Genomic DNA, 20,706 nt, shown 5'->3' on the forward strand with positions numbered 1-20,706 from the left:
CTGATCGACGTCGCCATCGGCGTGTCGATGTACGTGGTCGGCGCCTCGATGCTGCTCGCGCTGTGGCGCCTCTTGCGCGGCCCCACCGTGCCCGACCGCATCCTCGCTTTGGACACGCTCAACGTCACCGCCATCGCCGAGCTGATGCTGCTGGGCATGTACCTCAAGACCGCGATCTATTTCGAGGCGGCGCTGATCATCGCGATGCTGGGCTTCGTCACCACGGTGGTGCTGAGCAAGTACGTCATCCGGAGGGACATCGTCGAATGAACGTCTTCTGGGAACTGCTGCTGGTGGCCCTGCTGCTGGTCGGAAGCTTCTTCCTGCTGATGGGCGGCATCGGCCTGGTCAAGCTGTCCGAGTTCTTCCGCCGCCTGCACGCGCCGACCAAGGCCAGCACCCTCGGCGTCGGCTGCGTGCTGGCCGCGTCGGTCGGCTACCACCTGTTCCTGGGCAGCGACCCGCAGCCGCGCGAGCTGCTGATCACCGCCTTCCTGCTGATCACCGCGCCGATCAGCGCGCACCTGATGTCGAAGGCCGCGCTGTCGCTGCGCATGGACGAATGGCCGCAGCTGCCCGGGAAGTCGGACGAGGACACGCACGTGCCACCGCGTCCCGACGGCGGCGACGACGAGGGATACTGAGCCGCGCCTCAGCGCAGGAGCGCGAGCTCCAGCACCACCCAGGCCGCGAAGGCCGCCAGCAGCAGCCCGCCCTCGCCGCGGCTGACCGTGGTGTTGCCGCGCAGAAGCGGCACCAGCAGCAGCGCGAACAGGAAGGCCACCGGCAGCTCCAGGCGCACGAACGAGGCTGGCACCGGCACGGTGCCGCCGACCGCCGCCATGCCGCCCAGCACCAGCAGCAGGTTGAAGACGCTCGAGCCGATGACGTGGCCGGCCACGATGTCGCCCTGGCCGCGGCGCGCGCCGGCCACCGCCGCGGCGGCCTCCGGCAGCGCGGTCCCGATCGCCACCAGCACCAGGCCGGCGACCAGCGAGTCCATGCCCAGCGCGTGCCCGATCATCGGCACGTGGCCGACGATCCACCCTGCGCCCAGCCACAGCAGGGCCGCGGCCACCACCACCCGGATCACGTTGAGGCCGGTGCCGCCGCGGGTGGCGATGAAGGCATCGACTTCGGCCCGGACCTCGGGCGATTCGTCGCCGGCGCGCATGGCGGTAAAGGCCACCACGGCCGCGAAGGCCAGCAGCAGGATGACGCCTTCGATGCGCGACAGCCCGCCGTCCAGCGACATCAGCGCCACCGCCAGCGTCGCCAGCAGCAGCACCGCGAGCAACGGCGAGAGCGCGCGCCAGCGCAGCACCAGCGGCGCCGCGAGGGCCGCCAGGCCGAGGGTCAGGCCGATGTTGACGATGTTGCTGCCCACCGCGTTGCCGAGCGCCAACGCGCGGTCGCCCGACACCAGCGCGCGGGCGTTCACCGCCAGCTCCGGAAGCGAGGTGGCCACCGCCACCAGGCACAGGCCGACGGTGAACGGCGGGATGCGCAGGCCCTGCGCGAGCCCGGAGGCGCCCTTGACCAGGGAGTCACCGCCCAGTCCCAGCAGCAGCAGGCCGAACAGGGTGAACATGATCGCTTCGAACATCGGGCTTCCCCTCAGCGCGGTTGGAGACGGACCGCTCCCGCGGGAGCGGCGATGGCCGTGACGGCCGCGGCGCTCAGCTGCAGCCTTCGACGTAGCCGATCTGCGGCGCAAGCCCGACGCGCCAGCTGGTCACGCGGCCGGCGGCGTCGAGTTCGAAGACCAGCTGCGAGGGCAGCGTGCCGGCGTCCTCGGGGCTCATCAGCACCTTGCCGCCCTCGACGTACTTGTGCGGCATCGACTCCAGGCGCGTGCCGTACAGCCCGGCCAGCGCGGCCTCGTCCATGCCGACGCGGCCGCCGCCGGGCGCGGTGATCTGGTCGGACTCGGCGCTGTAGCGGACGAAGATGTCGTCCTCGAACATGAAGGCGAGCTGCGCCGGGGTCTCCTGCCCCGCCGGACTCAGGTGATGGCAGGCCATCGGATCCTCCGCGGGCCCGGCCGGCTCCAGCGGATTGCCGGTCCAGTCCGTGCGCGCTTCTTCGGCGGACATGCCGAAGTCAAGCACGGCGTAGCCGTCCATGCGCGAATCGCCGGACGCCGGGATCGCATCCGCTGCACCCGGAGGTTCGGTGCCGGGCTCGAGCGCCTCGATGGCCGCGGTGGACGCGTCCACCGCCGCGGCGGTGTCACGGTCGGCGTTGCAGGCAGCGAGGGCAAGGACCAGGGCGAGCGGCAGGGCGGCGGTACGGATCAGGCGCATGCGTGGGGCTCCGGAAGCGGGAGCCCAAGGCTACGACAAAACCGGGCGCAGGCGACATGCACGCCGCCGGCAGCGCGGGGCGGGCGTCACCCCGCGCGGAAATGCCGCTGCAGGCCGGCCCAGCAGGCCTGGTACTGCTGCTGCCGGTGGGCGGCGTCGAGCGCCTGGCGCGTTGGCCGGATCACGCCGCGGGTCTCGAACATGAAGGCCATGGTGTCGCTGATGACGTCGGGCCTGGAGAGGTCGGCCGCCGAAGCCTTTTCGAAGGTCGCGGCATCCGGGCCGTGGCCGGTCATGCAGTTGTGCAGCGAGCAGCCACCCGGCGCGAAGCCCTCGGCCTTGGCGTCGTAGGCACCGTGCACCAGGCCCATGAACTCGCTGGCGACGTTGCGGTGGAACCACGGCGGACGGAAGGTGTCCTGGGCCACCAGCCAGCGCGGCGGGAAGATCGCGAAGTCCATGTTGCTGGTGCCGGGCGTGTCGCTTGGCGAATGCAGCACCAGGAAGATCGACGGATCCGGGTGGTCGTAGCTGATCGAGCCGATCGCGTTGAAGCGCCGCAGGTCGTACTTGTATGGCGCGTAGTTGCCGTGCCAGGCGACCACGTCCAGCGGCGAGTGGCCGATCGCGGCGCGCCAGAGGTGGCCCTGGAACTTTGCGACCAGCTCGAAGTCGCCCTCGTCCTCCTCGTACGCGGCCACCGGGGCCAGGAAATCGCGCGGGTTGGCCAGGCCATTCGAGCCGATCGGTCCGAGATCGGGCAGCTGCAGCAGGGCGCCGTAGTTCTCGCAGACGTAGCCGCGCGCAGCGCCGCCGCCCTGCCCGGCCCCGGGAAGCTCGACGCGGAAGCGCACGCCGCGCGGGATCACCGCGATCTCCTGGGGCTCGACCTCGAGCACGCCGAGCTCGGTGGCGATGCGCAGCCGCCCTTCCTGGGGAACGATCAACAGTTCGCCGTCGGCGCTGTAGAAGAAGCGCCCCTGCATCGACGCATTGGCCGCGTACATGTGGATGCCGACGCCGGTCCCGGCCGCGGACCCGCCGTTGCCGGCCATGGTGAACAGCCCGTCGACGAAGTCGACCCGCTGGCCGTCGGCCGGCATCGGCAGCGGATCCCAGCGGAGCTGGTCGGGCGTCACCGGCCCGGCGCAGAAGTCCTCATGCAGGCGCGGCTGCGACACCAGCTCGAAGCTGCCATGCATCGCCGCAGGCCGGATCCGGTACAGCCAGCTGCGCCGGTTGGCATGCCGCGGCGCGGTGAACGCCGTCCCGGTGAGCTGCTCGGCATACAGGCCATGCGCCACCCGCTGCGGCGAATTCCGCCCCACCGGCAGCGCCCCGGCCACCGCCTCGGTGGCGAACTCGTTGCCAAACCCCGACATGTATCCGACCACGGTTGTCTCCCGTTAAAGACTTCGAGCTTTTTTTTGCCACGGATTTACGCTGAAAGGCGCGGATTTGCACGGATAGGGCAGAAGCGCTTGGGCAACAGCGGAAGCTTTTTTTGCCGCGGATGACGCGGATGACGCGGATTGCGCGGATCTGGCCGAGGCGAGAACGAGGCCGAAAGCCCATTGAAGGAATAAGCCGATGCGGGGCGTGGTGTTTGCGCTGGCCCCGCACTGATCCGCGTCATCCGCGTCATCCGCGTCATCCGTGGCCAAACGCCCTTCGCTTTCTCCGCCTTTTCCGCCTTTCCGCTCTATCCGCGCAAGTCCGCCTTTATCCGCGCAAATCCGTGGCCAAAGCCGTGTCTACAGCACGCCGCGGCGCATCTGGTCGCGCTCGATCGACTCGAACAAGGCCTGGAAGTTGCCTTCGCCGAAGCCTTCGTTGCCCTTGCGCTGGATGATCTCGAAGAAGATCGGGCCAAACGCGTTCTGGCCGAAGATCTGCAGCAGCAGGCGCTTCTTCGTTTCCATGTCGGCGTCGATCAGGATCGCGTTCCTGCGCAGGCGATCGACGTCCTCGCCGTGGTCGGGCACGCGCTGGTCGATCACGTCGAAATAGGTGTCCGGTGTGTCGAGGAAGGCGATGCCGGCTTCGCGCATCTTCTCCACCGACTCGTAGATGTCGTCGGTGAACAGCGCGATGTGCTGGATGCCCTCGCCCTTGTAGTCGCGCAGGTATTCGTTGATCTGGCTCTTCTCGTCGGACGACTCGTTGAGCGGGATGCGCACCACGCCGTCCGGCGCGGTCATCGCCTTCGACAGCAGGCCGGTCTTGGAGCCCTTGATGTCGAAGTAGCGGATCTCGCGGAAGTTGAACAGCGTCTCGTAGTAGTCCGACCACTTCTGCATGTTCCCGAGGAACAGGTTGTGCGTGAGGTGGTCGATGAAGGTCAGGCCGAAGCCGCGCGGATGCTGGTCCACGCCCGGCAGCGGCTCGTAGTCGGCGTAGACGTCGGCGCCGTCGTCGACCAGGTAGAGCATGCAGTCGCCGATGCCCTTGATCGCCGGGAAGTCGACCGCGCCGGTGTCGGCCTTGTGGTCGGCCTTCTCGCCGCCGTTGGCGAGCACGTGCTCCAGCACTTCGGCGCTCGGACGCTTGAAGCGGATCGCGAAGCCGCAGGCCGAGGGGCCGTGGCTGGCGGCGAAGCCGGACGCGAAGGAATCGGGCTCCTCGTTGAGCAGGAAGTTGATCGTGCCCTGGCGGTACAGGGTGATCGCGCGCTGGCGGTGCCGGGCGACAGCGGTGAAGCCCAGCTTCTGCAGGTAGTCGCGCATCGAATCGGCGCGGCCGGCGGGCGCTGCGAACTCGACGAACTCGAAGCCGTTGATGCCCATCGGGTTTTCGAAGGTGGTGACCTGCATGCCGAGGTTCGGCTGGGTGCTGGCCTGGGTCTGGGCGCTCATGGCGGCTCCTGGCAGTGGACGGGGAGGGGTCGACTGTTATAGTTTCAGATGAAACCAGTTGCAAGGCGCGACGCAGCAATGAACGCAACTCCTCCGCCCCCTGCCGCAGACGACGACGGCGCCGCGATCCTCGATCTCGAGCGCTTCATTCCCTACCAGCTGAGCGTGTTGTCGAATGTCGTCAGCCAGGAGATCGCCGAAGCCTACGGTGACCGCTTCGGCCTGGCGATCACCGAGTGGCGGATCCTCGCCGTGCTGGGGCGTTTCCCCGGCATGTCGGCGGTGGGCGTGGCCGAGCGCAGCGCCATGGACAAGGTCGCGGTCAGCCGCGCGGTCGCGCGCCTGCTCGAGCGCGGGCTGCTGCATCGCGAGACCCACGGCGACGACCGTCGGCGCTCGGTGCTCGAGCTCAGCGATGCCGGCCGCGAGGTCTACTCCGAGGTCGCGCCGCTGGCGCTGTCCTACGAACGCGAACTGCTGGCACCGCTGAGCGACGAGGAGCGCCTGCAGTTCTCGCGCATGCTCGATCGGCTCGGGGAACGCTACGGGCTCTGACGCCTCGCGCTGATGTCGTCCGACCCCGGCCCCGGCGATTCCGATCCCCTGCACGCCGACGCCCGGCAGCGCGCCAACGCGCTGGCCGCGGCCCGCGACTGGACCGGCGCCGCTTCGGCCTATGCCGCGCTGGCGGCGGACGCCCCCGATGACGCCGGCGCCTGGATCGGACTGGCCAGGGCCAGCGGCCGCGCCGGCCACTATCGCGCCATGCACGCCGCCGCCCTGCGCGCCCATGCGGCTCGACCACGTGGCTGGCCGCACGCGTTGGCGCTCGCGCGCCTGCTGCGCGGCCTGCATGAAACCCGTGCGCTGACCGAGCTGTCCGCGACGCTCGGCGGGCACGCGGATGCACCGCCCGTCGACGACCTCGTCGCCCTCGCCGATCTGCTCGTCGACGAAGACCTGCACCGGGAGGCGCTGGCCTGGCTGGACCGCGCCGTGACGCGCGAGCCCGGGCACGCGCCGGCACGCTACGTGCGCGGCAGCGTCCGGCTGTTCCTGGGCGACATGCCCGGTGCGCGCGAGGACCTGCAGCAGGCGATCGCCGCCGCGCCCCATTTCGCGCACGCCCACCGCCGGCTGTCGCAGCTGCGCGCGGAGGACCGCGTGGGCGCGCCCGTGCGCATCGCGCGGCTGCGCAAAGAGCGCGCGCGCGTCGCGCCGGGCAGCGAACACGACATCCACTTCAGCCATGCGCTGTTCGACGAGCTGCACGACCTCGGTGAACACGCGCAGGCCTGGCCCGAGCTCGAACGCGGCATGCGCGCCAAGCGGGCGACGCTGCGCTATGACGCCGGCGACGACCTGCGGCTGGTGGATGCGATCCGCGCGCGCTGCGATGCGGACTTCGTCGCTCGCGCGGGACACGTGGCCGACCGTGACGCTCCTGCGCCGGTGTTCATCGTCGGCCTGTTCCGCTCGGGCTCGAGCGTGCTCGAGCGCATGCTCGGCGGTCATCCGTCGGTGTCCGAAGGCGGCGAGAGCATGGGCTTCGCCGCGGCGCTGCGCCTGGCCGCCGACCACCGCGCCCAGGGCCTGGTCGACACGACGCTGCTGGAGCGGCTGGACGCGGTCGACTGGCCCGCACTGGGCCGCGACTTCATGGCCGCGAATGCGTGGCGGGCCCGCGGCCGCGCGCTGTGGACCGAGAAGCTGCCGACCAACTCGCTGCTCCTCGGCTGCATCGCCCGCGCGCTGCCACGGGCGCGCTTCATCCACACCACGCGCGCGCCGATGGACGTGTGCTTCTCCAACCTGCGCATGCTCTACGGCGGCTTCGCGCGCTGGTCCTATGACCAGGGCGAACTGGCGGCCTGGCACCAGGCGCACGCGGCCTTGATGTCGCACTGGCGGGACGTGCTGGGCCCGAGGGTGCTCGATGTGCGCCACCACGAGCTGCTGCGTGATCCCGAGGCCACGATGCAGCGCGTGACCGGCCATCTCGGCCTGGCCTTCGATCCCGCGGTACTGAAGCCCGAACGCAGCGGCGGCGCGGTCGCCACCGCCAGCGCCGCGCAGGTGCGCTCGGGCCTGCGGGCGCCGCGCGCGCCCGACTGGCTGCCCTACCGCGACCACCTCGGCCCGCTTGCCGCAGGCCTCGGCGTCACGCTGGACTGAACTCCGCGCAAAAAAACCGCGCCCCGGAGGGCGCGGCATGTCATTCAGCCCGAGTACGCGAGACGGCGCTCAGCGGCGTTCCTCGGTGACGTCGATCCCGGCAGCGGCCGGCTCGCCGAGTTCGCTCTGCCCCGCGAGGTCATCGTCACGCAGCGTCTCGAGGTGCATGAGCTTCTTGACCACCGGCGCGATCACCAGCATCACCACGCCCACGCCCACCGCCAGCCAGCCGACGTTGAAGTAGACCTCCATCACCCGATCCACGCCGCCGCCCTCCCCACCGGTCGCGGCGGAGATGAGGCCCGCAGCGAAGTTGCCGGTGGCCGAGGCGAAGAACCACGCGCCCATGATCAGGCTCGCCATCTGCGCGGGTGCCAGGCGGTTCATCGCCGACAGTCCCACCGGCGACAGGCACAGCTCGCCCATGGTGTGGATCAGGTAGATCAGGAAGATGAAGATCACCGGCGTGGCGCCGGGGCCGGCGGCCTGCGCGCCCCACACCAGCACCAGGAAGCCCAGGCCCACCATCACCACGCCCAGCGCGAACTTCGCCGGCGCCGACGGCTCCCAGCCGCGCTTGGCCAGCCACAGCCAGAACATCGCGAACAGCGGCGCCAGCGCGATGATGTACATCGAGTTGAGCGACTGGAACATCGAGGCCGGGACTTCCCAGCCGAAGATCGCGCGATCCACCGAGCGGTCGGTGAACAGGTTGAGCGATGCGCCCGCCTGCTCGAACAGCGCCCAGAACAGGATCGAGCCCACGATCAGGTAGAGCGCGGCGATGATGCGGTTGCGCTCTTCGCGGCTGAGCTTGAACACCGCCGTGACCAGCACGTAGCCCAGCAGCACCACGCCGGCGCCGCCGAGCAGGAAGCCGACCAGCTTCTGGTTCTGGATCATGAACCACACCAGGCCCACCGACAGGAAGGCCAGCGCGTACAGCACCCACTCGAAGGTGATGCCGCCGAGCACCGGCTTCGCCAGCCGCTCGGGTGCGCGCGACTCGCCGCGGCCCATCAGCATCGGCTTGCCGATCACGAACACAACCAGGCCCAGCAGCATGCCCACGCCGGCGGCACCGAAGCCGTACTTCCAGCCGTAGGTCTGGCCGAGGTAGCCCGCGATCAGCGAACCGAGCATCGCGCCCAGGTTGATGCCCATGTAGAAGATCGTGTACGCCGGATCGCGACGGATGTCGGTGCGCGGGTACAGCTGGCCGACCATCACCGAGATGTTGGCCTTGAGGAAGCCCGAGCCGACGATGATGAAGGACAGCGCCAGCCAGAAGATGTTCATCTCCGGCGCGTCCTGGCCGCCGGTGCCTTCGAAGGCCATCAGGAAATGGCCGAAGGTCAGCAGCACGGCGCCGAACAGCACCGCCTTGCGCTGGCCCAGGTAACGGTCGGCGAGATAGCCGCCCACGACCGGCGCGATGTACACCAGCGCGGTATACGCGCCGTAGATCACCGAGGCATCGGAGTCCGAGAACATCCAGTGCTGCACGAGGTAGAAGATCAGCAGCGCGCGCATGCCGTAGTAGGAGAAACGCTCCCACATCTCGGCGAAAAACAGCACGAACAGGCCGCGCGGGTGACCGAGGATGGTCTTCTGGGCCTCGAGGGCGTGGTCTGGATGGGCCAACTCGCTACTCCGTGATTGCGCCCGCATTCCACGAGCCGAATCGGCCAACTTAACGCGTGAAGTCGCCGCATGGAAGCTGAACAGGCCTCGCCGTCGTGGGAGGCACGCTCTTTGGAGGACCGCGCCGCCTGCCACGGATGCAGGGGGGATGCCCAGCCGGAATGTCCGCGTCCTGCTCCCAGTTCCGGCCGCCGGCCATCCATGGCCGGCTCTGGTCATCCCCCCTGCATCCGTGGCAGGCACCACCACCTCCGCGATCGGGAAGACCCGAAATCCCAATCATCGCGCCCCTGCCCCTGTAGGAGCGGCTACAGCCGCGATCGCCCTTGGCGTGGCTGTAGCTCTGGCTGTAGTGGTGGTGGCTGTGGCTGTAGCTCTGGCTGCAGCTGCGGCTTTCACTCAGCCGTTGCCCTTGCTCTTCCCCCGAAGCCGACACTGGCCACAGCCCGTCCCGCGCACAGGGGGTGTGCGTACAGCCGGCCATGGATGGCCGGCGGCCGGCCTTGGGAGCAGGATGCGGACAGGACGGGGGAGCACACCCCCTGTGTGCGGGACGGGCCGCGCGATCCCCATCGGAGCGACGGCAAGTCCACGGCCCGGAGCGCGCGATCTTGGCGCCAGTCAAAGTGCCGCCGTCACCACGCACTGCGCCAGGCGCCAGCCAGAACGCAAGCGGCGGCCCGAAGGCCGCCGCTGCGTGGATCCCTCGCGACGCGCGTGGCGCCGCGCCGGGTCAGGACATCGCCTGCGCCCGGCTCCCGATCACTTCACCCCATGCATCAGCCGCTGGATCAGCGGCGCGATCAGGAACAGCAGGACGCCCGCGCCGAGCAGTGCCCAGAAGCCGAACGTGTAACCGGCATGTGCCGATTCCACGGTCATGCCGCCTTCGCCGCTGACGCTGGAGGCGAACATGCCCGACAGGTTGTTGCCGATCGCGATCGACAGGAACCAGCCGCCCATCGCCAGGCCGGTGAGCTTGGACGGCGCCAGCTTGGTGGTCATCGACAGGCCGATCGGCGACAGGCAGAGCTCGCCGATCGACTGGATGACGTAGACCATGAACAGCGTCCAGAACGGGATCTTCAGCGTGGCCGGGTCGACCATGCTCGACAGCGCCAGCATCAGCAGCAGGAAGGCCAGTCCATTGAAGATCAGGCCCAGGCCGAACTTGCGCGGGATCGAGGGATTGGCGCGGCCCATCTTCACCCACAGCCACGCGATGATCGGCGCGAGCGTGATGATCGCGATCGAGTTCACCGACTGGAACCAGCCCACCGGGAAGATCCAGCCGCCGAGGTCGCGGTTGACGATGTTCTGCGCCAGGAAGTTGAACGAACTGCCGGCCTGCTCGAAGAACATCCAGAACAGCACGTTGAAGCCGAAGATGATCAGCATCGCGATCACCATGTCGCGCTGCTTCGAGCCTTCGCGGATGCCCTCGACCAGCAGCATGATCGCCGGCACCACGAACAGCGCCAGCAGGATCCAGTTGAGCACGCCGGCCTCGATCGTCAGCAGGGCGTAGAACGCGGGGATCGCGGCCAGGGCACCGACCGCCACCGCCAGCACGCGGCCCATGCCCGGCGCGTCCGCCGGTGCCGCGCCGATGCCCTTGAGCTGGGCGCGGCCGAACCAGAACCACAGCAGGCTGACCAGCATGCCGATGCCCGAGGCGATGAACACCACCTTGTAGGCCGGCATGCCGTCGGCGCCGAAGACCTTCTCGGCCAGCCAGCCGGTCAGGATGGGCGCGATGAAGGCGCCCATGTTGATGCCCATGTAGAAGATGGTGAAGCCGGAGTCGCGCCGCTGGTCACCGGTGGCGTAGAGCTTGCCGACCATGGTCGAGATGATCGGCTTGAACAGGCCGTTGCCGACGATCACCGTCGCCAGGCCGAGCTTGAGCCAGGCATCGCTGGGCGTGGTGATCATGAACAGGCCCGCGGCCATGAACACCGCGCCGAGCAGGATCGCCCGCTGGTAGCCGATCAGCTTGTCGGCGACATAGCCGCCGAAGATCGCCGCCGCGTACACCAGGGCCAGGTAGGCGCCGTAGAGCTCGCTGGCCGGCGCTTCGCCCGAGGCGTCACCGCCGTGGAACTGGGCCACGATGTAGAGCACCAGGGCCCAGCGCATGCCGTAGAAGGCGAAGCGCTCCCAGAACTCGGTCATGAACAGCATCCACAGCGGACGCGGGTGACCCATGACCTGGGCGAACTCCGGGATGCCGGAGCCGGCGGCAGGTGGATCCATGCCAGGCCCGGCGGGCTCGACGCGGTTTGAACTCATCAACGTGACTCCCCTTTGGGTGCAACGGACTTCCGCACACGCCCAGGCACGGGCTCCGGCGGCGCCACGGCCGCGCTTTCGCCGGTCGTCTCGGGCGCAAACTTATCCCGGACGGCGGGGTCTTGGGAACTGCCTGCGGCCATGGCCGGCCGCAGATGGCTCAGTCCGACGGGTAGCCGTAGCTCGCGCCGATCCCGAGCGGCACGTCGAAGGCCCAGAACGCCAGCAGGAACAGCGTCCACAGCACCGACAGCGCCACCGAGTACGGCAGCATCGTCGACACCAGGGTGCCGATGCCGGCCGACTTCACGTAGCGCTGGCAGAACACCACGATCAGCGGGAAATACGGCATCAGCGGGGTCAGGATGGTGGTCATCGAGTCGCCAACCCGATAGGCCGCCTGGGTCAGGTCCGGCGAGACGCCCAGCTGCATCATCAGCGGCACCATGATCGGCGCCAGCAGCGCCCACTTGGCCGAGGCCGAGCCGATGAACAGGTTCACGATCGCGGTCATGGCGATCAGGCCGATGATCGTCATCCACATCGGCAGGCCCAGTGCCTTCAGGAAATCGGCGCCCTCGACCGCCATCAGCGTACCCAGGCCCGAGCCGTTGAAGCCGGCCAGGAACTGGGCGATGAAGAACGCGATCACGATGTAATAGCCCATGCCCGCCATGGCCCTGGTCATCGCGCCGATGATGTCGCGATGCGACTGCACGGTGCCGGCGACGTAGCCGTAGACCACGCCCGGCAGCAGGAAGAACACGAAGATCAGCGCCACGATCGATTGCATCACCGGCGCCGCGGCGACCAGCAGCGGGTGGCTGCCGTCGGGCACCTGGTCGGGCGCGGCGCGCCAGGGGCTGGTGTCCGGCCACAGGCTCAGCGCGAACAGCAGGCCGGCGATGGCCATGGCCGCCAACGCCCAGGCCAGGCCGCGGCGCTCGGGCGCGGTCAGCGGCTCCATGGTCGGCAGGTCGCTGGTGTCGCCGTCGACCTGCATGCGCTGCAGCCGCGGCTCGACGATGCGGTCGGTGACAAACCAGCCGATGGCGATGATCAGGAACGAGGACGCGGTGGTGAACACCCAGTTGTTGAGCGGGTTGACCACGTGCGCCGGATCGAGGATCTGCGCCGCGCTCTGGGTGAAGGTCGCGAGCATCGGGTCCAGCGACGAGGGCACGAACAGCGTGGCCGAGAAGCCGCCCGAGACGCCGCAGAATGCCGCGGCGATGCCGGCGATCGGATGCCTCCCCGCGGCGTAGAAGATCACCCCGCCCAGCGGGATCACCAGCACGTAGCCCGCGTCCACCGCGACATGGCTCAGCACCGCCACCGCCACCAGGGCCGGCGTCAGCAGCTGCTTTGGCGTCACCGACAGCGCGCGGCGCAGGGCGGCGTTGATGAAGCCGGTGTGCTCGGCCACGCCCAGGCCGAGCATCGCCACCAGCACCACGCCCAGCGGTGCGAAGCCGAGGAAGACCCGGACCATGTTGGCCATGAAGGCGGTCAGCGATTCGCCGGCCAGCTGGTTGACGATGCGGATGGGCTCGCCGGTGCGCGGGTCGGACGCGGCGAAATCGATGCCCGACAGCGCCCAGGACAGGGCCCAGACCAGGAGCATCAGCAGCAGGAACAGCATCGCGGGATCCGGGAGGCGGTTGCCGACGCGCTCGATCGCGTCGAGGAAGCGGGCCATGGCGCCGCGCGACGGCGGCGCGGTCTCCGGAACGGGCTGCATCATGCTGTGGGTCCACCATTTGGCAAACCGCGGATCCTATCAGGCGGTTTTACGCGGGGCCTGGCGCTACATCGGTCGCCCGGGCCCCAGGTAGGTGCGGTCGTCGAAGCCGGGGCACCACTGCGGCCGATAGACCACCACCAGCACCATGACCCCGCCGGTGAGGAAGGCCTCGCCGAAACTCATCAGCGGCGTGGCCGCGAGATAGGCCGTGGCCGGGCCGCCGAAGACCGCCTCGGGACCGCTGATGAGGGCCGCGAACAGTGCCGTGGCCAGCGACGAGGCGGCCATCGCCAGCGCGGCGGCAGCGAAGGCGTTGACCATCACCCAGGTGAAGATGTTCGGCGGCACCCAGCGTGTCGCGGCCATGCCGACCGCCACGGTGACCGCGACCGGCAGGGCGCCCGAGAGCAGGAAATCAAACGGCCAGCTGCCCTGCCAGGCCGCGCCGAGCAGCACGCCGGCCAGGCTTGCCAGCGCCATCATCCAGCAGGCGACCCGCCCGCCGAACATCAGCGTGGCGATGGTGGCGCCGAGGAAGTGCAGGACCACGCCCTGCAAGGCCGAGGTGTTGAACCAGCGCAGCGCCATGACCGCCACGGTCGCGGCCAGCAACACGCGCCGGGCCTCGCCTGCGCCATCACCGCGGTAGCGCTCCAGCCGCAGGCCGCGGCTCACGAGCGCCAGCACGGCCAGCGCCAGCACCCAGGCCAGGGACGTGGCCCCGGGCGGCAGTCCGTTGCCGGCGCCCACGGCGACTCAGTAGGCGCTGCCCGGTGCCCCGCCGATGCGCGTGCGCACCTCGAACAGCTCCGGGAAGAAAGTCAGCTCCAGCGCCTGCTTGAGGAAGCCCACGCCGCTGGAGCCGCCGGTACCGCGCTTGAAGCCGATGATGCGCATCACCGTGCGCATGTGGCGGAAGCGCCAGAGCTGGAACTCGGTCTCCAGGTCGACCAGGTCCTCGCAGAGGTGGTAGGCCTCCCAGTGCCCCGAGGTTTCGCCGTAGATGCGCTCGAACACCGGCACCAGCTCCGGATCCATCACGTGCGGGCGGGTCCAGTCGCGCTCGAGATGCCGCGCCGGCACCGGGTGGCCGCTGCGCGCCAGGTAGCGCAGGGCCTGGTCGTACAGGCTCGGCGCTTCCAGCGCGCCGCGCAGCATGGCCTGGGCCTCGGGGTCGTGGGCGAACACCTTGAGCATCCCGGCGTTCTTGTTGCCGAGCAGGAACTCGACGGTGCGGTACTGCGCCGACTGGAAGCCCGACGAGGGCCCGAGCAACTGGCGGAACTCGGCGTACTCGGAGGGCGTGAGCGTTTCCAGCACCGACCACATGGCGGTCAGCTGGCGCAGCACCGCCTTGCAGCGCGCGAAGATCTTCTGGCAGGGATCGAGCCGCCCCTCGCGCAGGTGGCCGACCGCCGCCTGCAGCTCGTGCACCAGCAGCTTCAGCCACAGCTCCGAGACCTGGTGCTGGATGATGAACAGCATCTCGTCATGGTGCGGGGGGTCCGACACCGGCTGCTGCGCCGACAGCAGCCGGTCCAGCTGCAGGTAGCCGCCATAGGTCATGCGGCCCGACAGCTCAGTGTGGATGCCGGCTTCCAGCGCGCGCTCGTTCTGGTCGATGCTCATGCGCGGAAGGGTAACGCAGGGCGGGCACGGGCCGCCCTCCGCCCGCCTGGCCGGGTGTCACCCCGCTGCCGCATGGCTGGTGCACAATCCCGAAGCCGCGGCGGGGGCCGCGCCACATCTTCCAGGGGACCACACGCCATGCAACCGACTCCGCGCCGCCTGGCGCTCGCCCTTGCCCTGTCCGCCGCCATCGGCGGGGCGCAGGCCGACTCCTCGCCGCAGACACTGCCGTTCGCGCAGGACTGGAGCGACACCGCGCTGATCACGGCCAACAACGACTGGTCGGGCGTGCCCGGTATCATCGGCTTCCGCGGCGACGGCCTGGCCAGCGGCACCGGCGCCAATCCGCAAACGATCCTCGCGCCCGACGCGCCCGGCGTGGTCAACGTCATCGCCAACCAGGCCAACCCGAACACCAACAACACCGGCGGCGTGGCGGAGTTCCAGGTCGCCAACCCGGTCGTCGCGTTCCAGGGCAGCGGCACCGCCCGCGCGCCGTACATCCGGATCCACCTCGACACGCGCGGCGCGAGCGCTATCCAGGTGTCCTACCTGCTGCGCGACCTGGACAGCAACGCCGACAACTCGGTGCAGCCGGTATCTCTGCAGTACCGCGTCGGCGGGAGCGGCGACTTCGTCAACGTGCCGGAGGCGTTCGTCGCCGACGCCAGCGCCGGCCCGTCGCTCACCAAGGACACGCCGGTCTCGGTGACCCTGCCCGCGGCGGTCGACAACCAGGCCCTGGTCGAGCTGCGGGTCATGACCGCGGACGCCGTGGGCAGCGACGAATGGATCGGCATCGACGACATCCGCGTGGTGGCCGGCGGCGGCGGCGGACCGGTCCCGGTCATCGGCATCGGAAACGGCAGCGTGGCCGAGGGTGATTCCGGACCCACCGAGATGTTCTTCCAGGTCTCGCTGAGCCAGCCGGCCGGACCCGGCGGGGTCAGCTTCAACTACGCCACCGTGGACGACACCGCGCTGGCTGGCGCGGACTACGTCGCGAAGAGCGGCACGGCCAACATCGCCGAAGGCGACATGTCGGTGACCCTGTCGGTGAGCGTGATCGGCGACACCGTGGTCGAGCCCGAAGAAACCTTCGGGCTCGTGCTGTCGAACATCAACGGGGCGCTCGGCGGCACCCTGGCGGGCACCGGCACGATCATCAACGACGACTTCGTCATCGTGCCGATCTCCGCGATCCAGGGGCCGGGCGCGACCTCGCCGCTGGTGGACCAGGTGGTGGTCACCACCGGCATCGTCACTGCGCGCAAGTCCAACGGCTTCTTCATGCAGACGCCGGACGGCCAGGACGACGGCGACGAGGCCACGTCCGAAGGCCTGTTCGTGTTCACCGCCGGCGCCCCCGGCCCGGAGGCAACCGTCGGGCATCGGGTGCGCGTGCAGGGCACGGTGCTCGAGTACATCCCGGCGGCCGATCCGCACCAGCTGCCGATGACCGAACTCGGCTTCGCCACCGTAGCGCAGCTCTCCACCGGCCACGCGCTGCCGGCTCCGGTGGTGATCGATGCCCAGCGCGCCTCGCCCGACGGCGGGCTCGACCAGCTCGAGCGCTTCGAAGGCATGCGCGTGACCGTGCCCGACGCGCACGTGGTCGCGCCGACCCGCGGTTTCACCAACGAGTCCAGTGCCACCTCGACCGGCAACGGCCAGTTCGCCGTGGTCGCCGCCGGCCTGGCGCGGCCGCTGCGCGAGCCGGGCATCCAGGTGCCCGATCCGGACCCCAGCGGCACCACCGCCACCGCCATCCCGCGCTGGGATTTCAATTCCGAGGTGATCGCGGTCGACAGCGACACCATCGGCGCGCCGCAGGCCGATGTGGCCGCGGGCTGCATCCTGACCGGCGACACGCTGACCGGGCCGCTGGACTACACCTTCCGCCGCTACACGGTCTATCCCGAGGCTGAGCTTGCGATCGCATGCGACGGACTCGACCAGCCGCGCGGCGCGGTGCTGCCGGGCTCGGACCACGCCAGCTTCGCGACCTACAACCTGCAGCGCTTCTTCGACACGGTGAACGACCCCGTGATCAGCGAGCCGGTGCTCACCGCCGACGCATTCGCGGCCCGGCTCAACAAGGCGTCGCTCGGCATCCGCGCCTACATGCATTCGCCCGACATCATCGGCGTCAGCGAGGTCGAGAACCTGGGCGCCCTGCAGGCCCTGGCCGGCAGGATCAATGCCGACGCGGTGGCGCTGGGCGGGCCCGACCCGGGCTACGTGGCCTACCTGGCCGAGGGCAACGACGTCGGCGGCATCGACGTCGGCTTCCTGGTCAAGGCCGGCGACATCGGCGCGACGCTCCCTCGCGTCGACGTGCTGTCGGTGGAACAGGTGGGCAAGGACGCGACCTGGACCTACGAGGGCACCGGCGAGTCCAGCCTGCTCAACGACCGCCCGCCGCTGGTGCTGGACGCGGTGGTGAACTTCGCCGACGGGCGGGCCTTGCCGGTGACCGTGGTCGCCGTGCATCAGCGCTCGCTCAATGACGTGAACAGCGAGGACCCGGCCGGCACCGGCACGCTGGGCGACCGCGTGCGGCGCAAGCGCCAGCTGCAGGCGGAGTTCCTGGCCGACCTGCTGCAGGGCCTGCAGGCCGACGACCCGGAGCGCAACCTGGTCGTGCTCGGCGACTTCAACGCCTTCGAGTTCAACGACGGCCACGCCGACGTGATGGGCACCGTGACCGGCATGCCCTCGGCCGACGCCACCACCGCGGTGAACGGCGACGGCATCGACCTGGTCGAACCCGACCTGGTCAACGCGACCTGGCTGATGGACCCCGCGGAGCGCTATTCGTTCGTGTTCGAGAACAACGCGCAGTCGCTCGACCACATCCTGGTGAACCAGGCGACGCTCGCCTCGCCGCTGGTCGAGTCCTGGGCCATCAGCCATGCGCGCCTCAACGCCGACTTCCCGGAAACCGCGCGCAACGATGCCGGCAGCGCCGCGCGGCTGTCCGACCATGATCCGTCGGTGCTGATGTTGCGACTGCCCGCCCTGGCGTTCGCCGACATGCGGGCCGTCGTGACCGCGCCGCAGACAGCGGTGCCGGTGGCCGGCCGGATGACGTGGCAGGTCACCGCCAGCAACGCCGGCCCCGACGCCGCGCGGTTTCCCGGCATCGGCTTCGCGCTGGACGCGGCGCTGCCCGACCTGCAGATCACCGCGCCCTCCGGATGGGTCTGCGACGCCCCCACCGTAGCGGCCGGAGAGACCACCGCCGCGTGCACCGCGGACGCCCTGGCCAGCGCGTCGGCCGCCGCGTTCACCGCCTCGGCGAACGCACCGCTGGCGGCCGACGGCGCCAGCGTCACGCTCAGCGCCGCCGCCACCTCGCAGACCCGGGATCCGGATCCGGCCAACGACGGCGACTCGGCCAGCATCTCGGTGGATGCGGTCGCCGACCTCAGAATCACCCTCAACGGATTCCCCGAGTACAGGCGCAACGGCCAGCAGCTGCGCTACTCCGTGCTCCTTTCCAACAGCGGACCGTCGCCCGCCATCGATCCGAACGTGCACCTGGCGGCGACGCTGACCGCCGCACGGGTCACCGTCGTCACGCCGGAAGGCTGGTCATGCGCCCGTGCGCCTGGTCAGCGCTTCGCCGCCACCTGCACGACCGAACCCGGAATCATGTATCCGTCTGCAGCGGTTTTCCAACTCCTCGTCGACGGGTCCACGCGGATGATGCCGCCGCAGTTCCGGGTCTCGGCCGGCACCTCGTCGTCCTCGACCGACCCGGTCCCGGCGAACGACTCCCGCGAGCTCGACGTGCGGATGGTGCGCTGATCGAGCGCCGGCCCGCCAGGAGCCATGGCCGCGGCCGTGGCTCCGGCGGGCGCCACGCGCCTCTGGCCGTGGGGCATCGCTTGCCGCAGCGCGCAAAGACCCCTGTGCACCCTGCGGGTATCATGTCCGGCTCCCGTGGATGACCGAGCACGTGACCGCATGAGCGTTGCCGCTAGCTTCGAGATCGAATACCTCCAGTACCTTGGCCCGGATGGCACCCTGGTGGCCGAGCTGCCGCCCGAGGCACCCACGGCCGCCGACATCCTGCCGCTGTTCAGGCAGATGCTGCTGGTGCGCACCTTCGACGCCAAGGCCATCGCCCTGCAGCGCACCGGCAAGCTCGGCACCTACGCCGCGTGCCTCGGGCACGAGGCGACCCACGTCGGCATCGGCGCCTCGATGCGCCCCGAGGACGTGTTCGCGCCCAGCTACCGCGAGTACGGCGCGCAGTTCATGCGCGGGGTGAAGCCGCGCGAGGTGCTGATGTACTGGGGCGGCGACGAGCGCGGCAACGACTTCTCCGGCCCGAAGCACGACTTCCCGTGGTGCGTGCCGATCTCGACCCAGTGCCTGCACGCGGCGGGCTCCGCGCTCGCGTTCAAGCTTCGCGGCGAGGACCGCGTGGCCGTGACCTGCTGCGGCGACGGCGGCTCGTCCAAGACCGACACCTACGCCGCGATCAACTCGGCCGGCGCGTATGCGCTGCCCTTCATCCAGTGCATCATCAACAACGGCTGGGCGATCTCGGTGCCGCGCAAGGCCCAGACCGGGGCGAAGACCCTGGCGCAGAAGGGCCTGGCCGGTGGCCTGCACTGCCTGCAGGTGGACGGCAACGACCTGTTCGCCGTGCTCGAGGGCATGCGCCGCGCCATGGAGCGCGCGCGCTCGGGCGGCGGCGGCAGCGTGATCGAGTTCATGACCTATCGCCTGCATGACCACACCACCGCCGACGACGCCCGCCGCTACCGCGACGAGGCCGAGGTCAAGGACGGCTGGACCCGCGACCCGATGACCCGCCTGCGCACCTGGCTCACCGCCCAGGGCGCGTGGGACGAGGCGCAGGAAAAGGCCTGGATCGAGGAATGCGGCCAGATGGTCGACGTCGAAATCAACGCCTACCTGGAGAGCAAGGTGCAGCCCGTGGAAGCCATGTTCGACTACCTCTACGCCGATCCGCCGGCCGACCTGCTCGAGCAGCGCGCCGCCGCCATCGCCCTGGAGAAGCGTTCGTGAGCGCCGTTGCGAAGGACGCGGCACCGGCCGCGATCACCCTGATCGAAGCCGTTACCCAGGCGCTCGCCTACGAGATGCGCAACGACGCCTCGGTCGTGGTGCTGGGCGAGGACGTCGGCGTCAACGGCGGCGTGTTCCGCGCCACCGCGGGCCTGCATGCCGAGTTCGGCGACCAGCGCGTGATCGACACCCCGCTGGACGAGACCACCATCGCCGGCCTGACCGTCGGCATGGCCGCGCAGGGCATGCGCCCGGTGGCCGAGGCCCAGTTCGACGGCTTCGTCTATCCCATGCTCGACCACATCATCTGCCACGCCGCGCGCTTCCGTTACCGCACGCGCGGCCGGCTCACCTGCCCGATGGTGCTGCGGGTGCCGTGGGGCGGCGGCATCCGCGCGCCCGAGCACCACTCCGAGGCCAACGAGGCGCTGTTCACCAACGTCCCGGGCCTGCGCGTCGTGCTGCCCTCGTCGCCCGCGCGTGCCTACGGCCTGCTGCTGGCCGCGATCCGCGAAGAGGATCCGGTGATCTTCTTCGAGCCCAAGCGCATCTACCGCCAGTACAAGGAAGTGGTGCCGGACGACGGCGAGGCGCTGCCGCTGGACGTGTGCTTCGTGCTGCGCGACGGCACCGACCTGACCCTGGTGACCTGGGGTGCGCAGGTGAAGGAGACGCTGGAGGCCGCCGAGGCGCTGGCGAAGGACGGCATCAGCGCCGAGGTGATCGACGTCGCCACGCTGAAGCCGCTGGACTTCGCCACGATCGCCGAGTCGGTCGCCAAGACGGGCCGCTGCGTGATCGTGCACGAGGCGCCCAAGACCGCGGGCTTCGGCGGCGAGATCGCCGCGCGCCTGGCCGAGGAATGCATCTACGACCTGCTGGCACCGGTCGAGCGCGTCACCGGCTACGACACCCACATCCCGCTGTTCCGGCTGGAAATGAAGTACCTGCCGAGCGTCGACAAGATCGTCGCCGCGGCGAAGCGGGCGATGGCGGCGGGCTGAGCCCGCACCAC

15 protein-coding genes and 1 pseudogene are annotated in these 20,706 nt (G+C 69.9%); 7 read left to right on the top strand and 9 right to left on the bottom strand.

Annotated features, from left to right (window positions below; all coding sequences use genetic code 11):
• Nucleotides 1-27 precede the first annotated feature (27 nt).
• Together JGR68_RS12260 and JGR68_RS12265 are read left to right on the top strand one after the other, a co-directional pair.
• Entirely contained in the window at nt 28-270 is a 243-nt protein-coding gene (locus tag JGR68_RS12260) for a K+/H+ antiporter subunit F (RefSeq protein ID WP_234446655.1), read from the top strand.
• Nucleotides 267-578 (top strand): annotated as a pseudogene (locus tag JGR68_RS12265) (Na+/H+ antiporter subunit G); the annotation flags it as partial. The gene JGR68_RS12260 and the pseudogene JGR68_RS12265, both read left to right, overlap by 4 nt.
• A gap of 74 nt (nt 579-652) precedes the next feature.
• Here JGR68_RS12265 and JGR68_RS12270 read toward each other — a convergent pair.
• The 4 genes from JGR68_RS12270 to hppD form a co-directional block, all read right to left on the bottom strand.
• A complete protein-coding gene (locus JGR68_RS12270; RefSeq protein ID WP_199362319.1) occupies nt 653-1,606 on the bottom strand; it encodes a sodium:calcium antiporter in 954 nt (317 codons plus the stop codon).
• 73 nt (nt 1,607-1,679) lie between these two features.
• On the bottom strand, nt 1,680-2,306 hold the full coding sequence (locus JGR68_RS12275; protein ID WP_207750184.1) for a lectin: 627 nt from the start codon (nt 2,304-2,306) through the stop codon (nt 1,680-1,682).
• An 86-nt stretch (nt 2,307-2,392) separates the two neighbouring features.
• Nucleotides 2,393-3,688, bottom strand: coding sequence for a homogentisate 1,2-dioxygenase (gene hmgA, locus JGR68_RS12280; RefSeq protein ID WP_199362645.1), 1,296 nt, complete (start codon nt 3,686-3,688; stop codon nt 2,393-2,395).
• Between the two features lie 372 nt (nt 3,689-4,060).
• Nucleotides 4,061-5,161 carry a 4-hydroxyphenylpyruvate dioxygenase gene (hppD, locus tag JGR68_RS12285; protein ID WP_199362320.1) on the bottom strand — a complete coding sequence of 367 codons (1,101 nt, stop codon included), beginning with the start codon at nt 5,159-5,161 and terminating at the stop codon, nt 4,061-4,063.
• A gap of 78 nt (nt 5,162-5,239) precedes the next feature.
• Between hppD and JGR68_RS12290 the strand changes: the two genes are divergently transcribed.
• Together JGR68_RS12290 and JGR68_RS12295 are read left to right on the top strand one after the other, a co-directional pair.
• Nucleotides 5,240-5,716 carry a MarR family transcriptional regulator gene (locus JGR68_RS12290; RefSeq protein ID WP_199362321.1) on the top strand — a complete coding sequence of 159 codons (477 nt, stop codon included), beginning with the start codon at nt 5,240-5,242 and terminating at the stop codon, nt 5,714-5,716.
• Between the two features lie 12 nt (nt 5,717-5,728).
• Nucleotides 5,729-7,336, top strand: coding sequence for a sulfotransferase (locus JGR68_RS12295; protein ID WP_199362322.1), 1,608 nt, complete (start codon nt 5,729-5,731; stop codon nt 7,334-7,336).
• Between the two features lie 69 nt (nt 7,337-7,405).
• On the opposite strand, the gene JGR68_RS12300 is transcribed toward JGR68_RS12295, so the two are convergent.
• From JGR68_RS12300 to JGR68_RS12320, 5 genes are all read right to left on the bottom strand, one after another.
• Entirely contained in the window at nt 7,406-8,980 is a 1,575-nt protein-coding gene (locus JGR68_RS12300) for a peptide MFS transporter (protein ID WP_234446514.1), read from the bottom strand.
• A gap of 762 nt (nt 8,981-9,742) precedes the next feature.
• Nucleotides 9,743-11,236, bottom strand: a complete 1,494-nt coding sequence (locus tag JGR68_RS12305; protein WP_234446656.1) for an oligopeptide:H+ symporter — start codon at nt 11,234-11,236, stop codon at nt 9,743-9,745.
• 196 nt (nt 11,237-11,432) lie between these two features.
• The gene (locus tag JGR68_RS12310; protein ID WP_199362325.1) at nt 11,433-13,016 is read right to left on the bottom strand and encodes an AbgT family transporter; all 1,584 of its coding nucleotides are present in this window, start codon (nt 13,014-13,016) and stop codon (nt 11,433-11,435) included.
• A 63-nt stretch (nt 13,017-13,079) separates the two neighbouring features.
• A complete protein-coding gene (locus JGR68_RS12315) occupies nt 13,080-13,766 on the bottom strand; it encodes an energy-coupling factor ABC transporter permease (protein ID WP_199362326.1) in 687 nt (228 codons plus the stop codon).
• A gap of 6 nt (nt 13,767-13,772) precedes the next feature.
• Nucleotides 13,773-14,645 (bottom strand): tryptophan 2,3-dioxygenase family protein, encoded by an 873-nt coding sequence (locus JGR68_RS12320; protein WP_199362327.1) that lies wholly within the window; start codon nt 14,643-14,645, stop codon nt 13,773-13,775.
• A gap of 138 nt (nt 14,646-14,783) precedes the next feature.
• On the opposite strand from JGR68_RS12320, the gene JGR68_RS12325 reads away from it, so the two are divergent.
• The 3 genes from JGR68_RS12325 to JGR68_RS12335 all read left to right on the top strand — a co-directional run bounded on the left by JGR68_RS12325 (nt 14,784) and on the right by JGR68_RS12335 (nt 20,695).
• Nucleotides 14,784-18,458, top strand: coding sequence for a Calx-beta domain-containing protein (locus JGR68_RS12325; RefSeq protein ID WP_199362328.1), 3,675 nt, complete (start codon nt 14,784-14,786; stop codon nt 18,456-18,458).
• A 159-nt stretch (nt 18,459-18,617) separates the two neighbouring features.
• Entirely contained in the window at nt 18,618-19,691 is a 1,074-nt protein-coding gene (pdhA, locus tag JGR68_RS12330; RefSeq protein WP_199362329.1) for a pyruvate dehydrogenase (acetyl-transferring) E1 component subunit alpha, read from the top strand.
• The gene (locus JGR68_RS12335) at nt 19,688-20,695 is read left to right on the top strand and encodes an alpha-ketoacid dehydrogenase subunit beta (RefSeq protein ID WP_199362330.1); all 1,008 of its coding nucleotides are present in this window, start codon (nt 19,688-19,690) and stop codon (nt 20,693-20,695) included. The genes pdhA and JGR68_RS12335 overlap by 4 nt, the downstream gene beginning before the upstream one ends.
• Nucleotides 20,696-20,706: the final 11 nt, after the last annotated feature.

Source organism: Luteimonas sp. MC1750 (genome assembly GCF_016615955.1).
Taxonomy (GTDB): domain Bacteria; phylum Pseudomonadota; class Gammaproteobacteria; order Xanthomonadales; family Xanthomonadaceae; genus Luteimonas.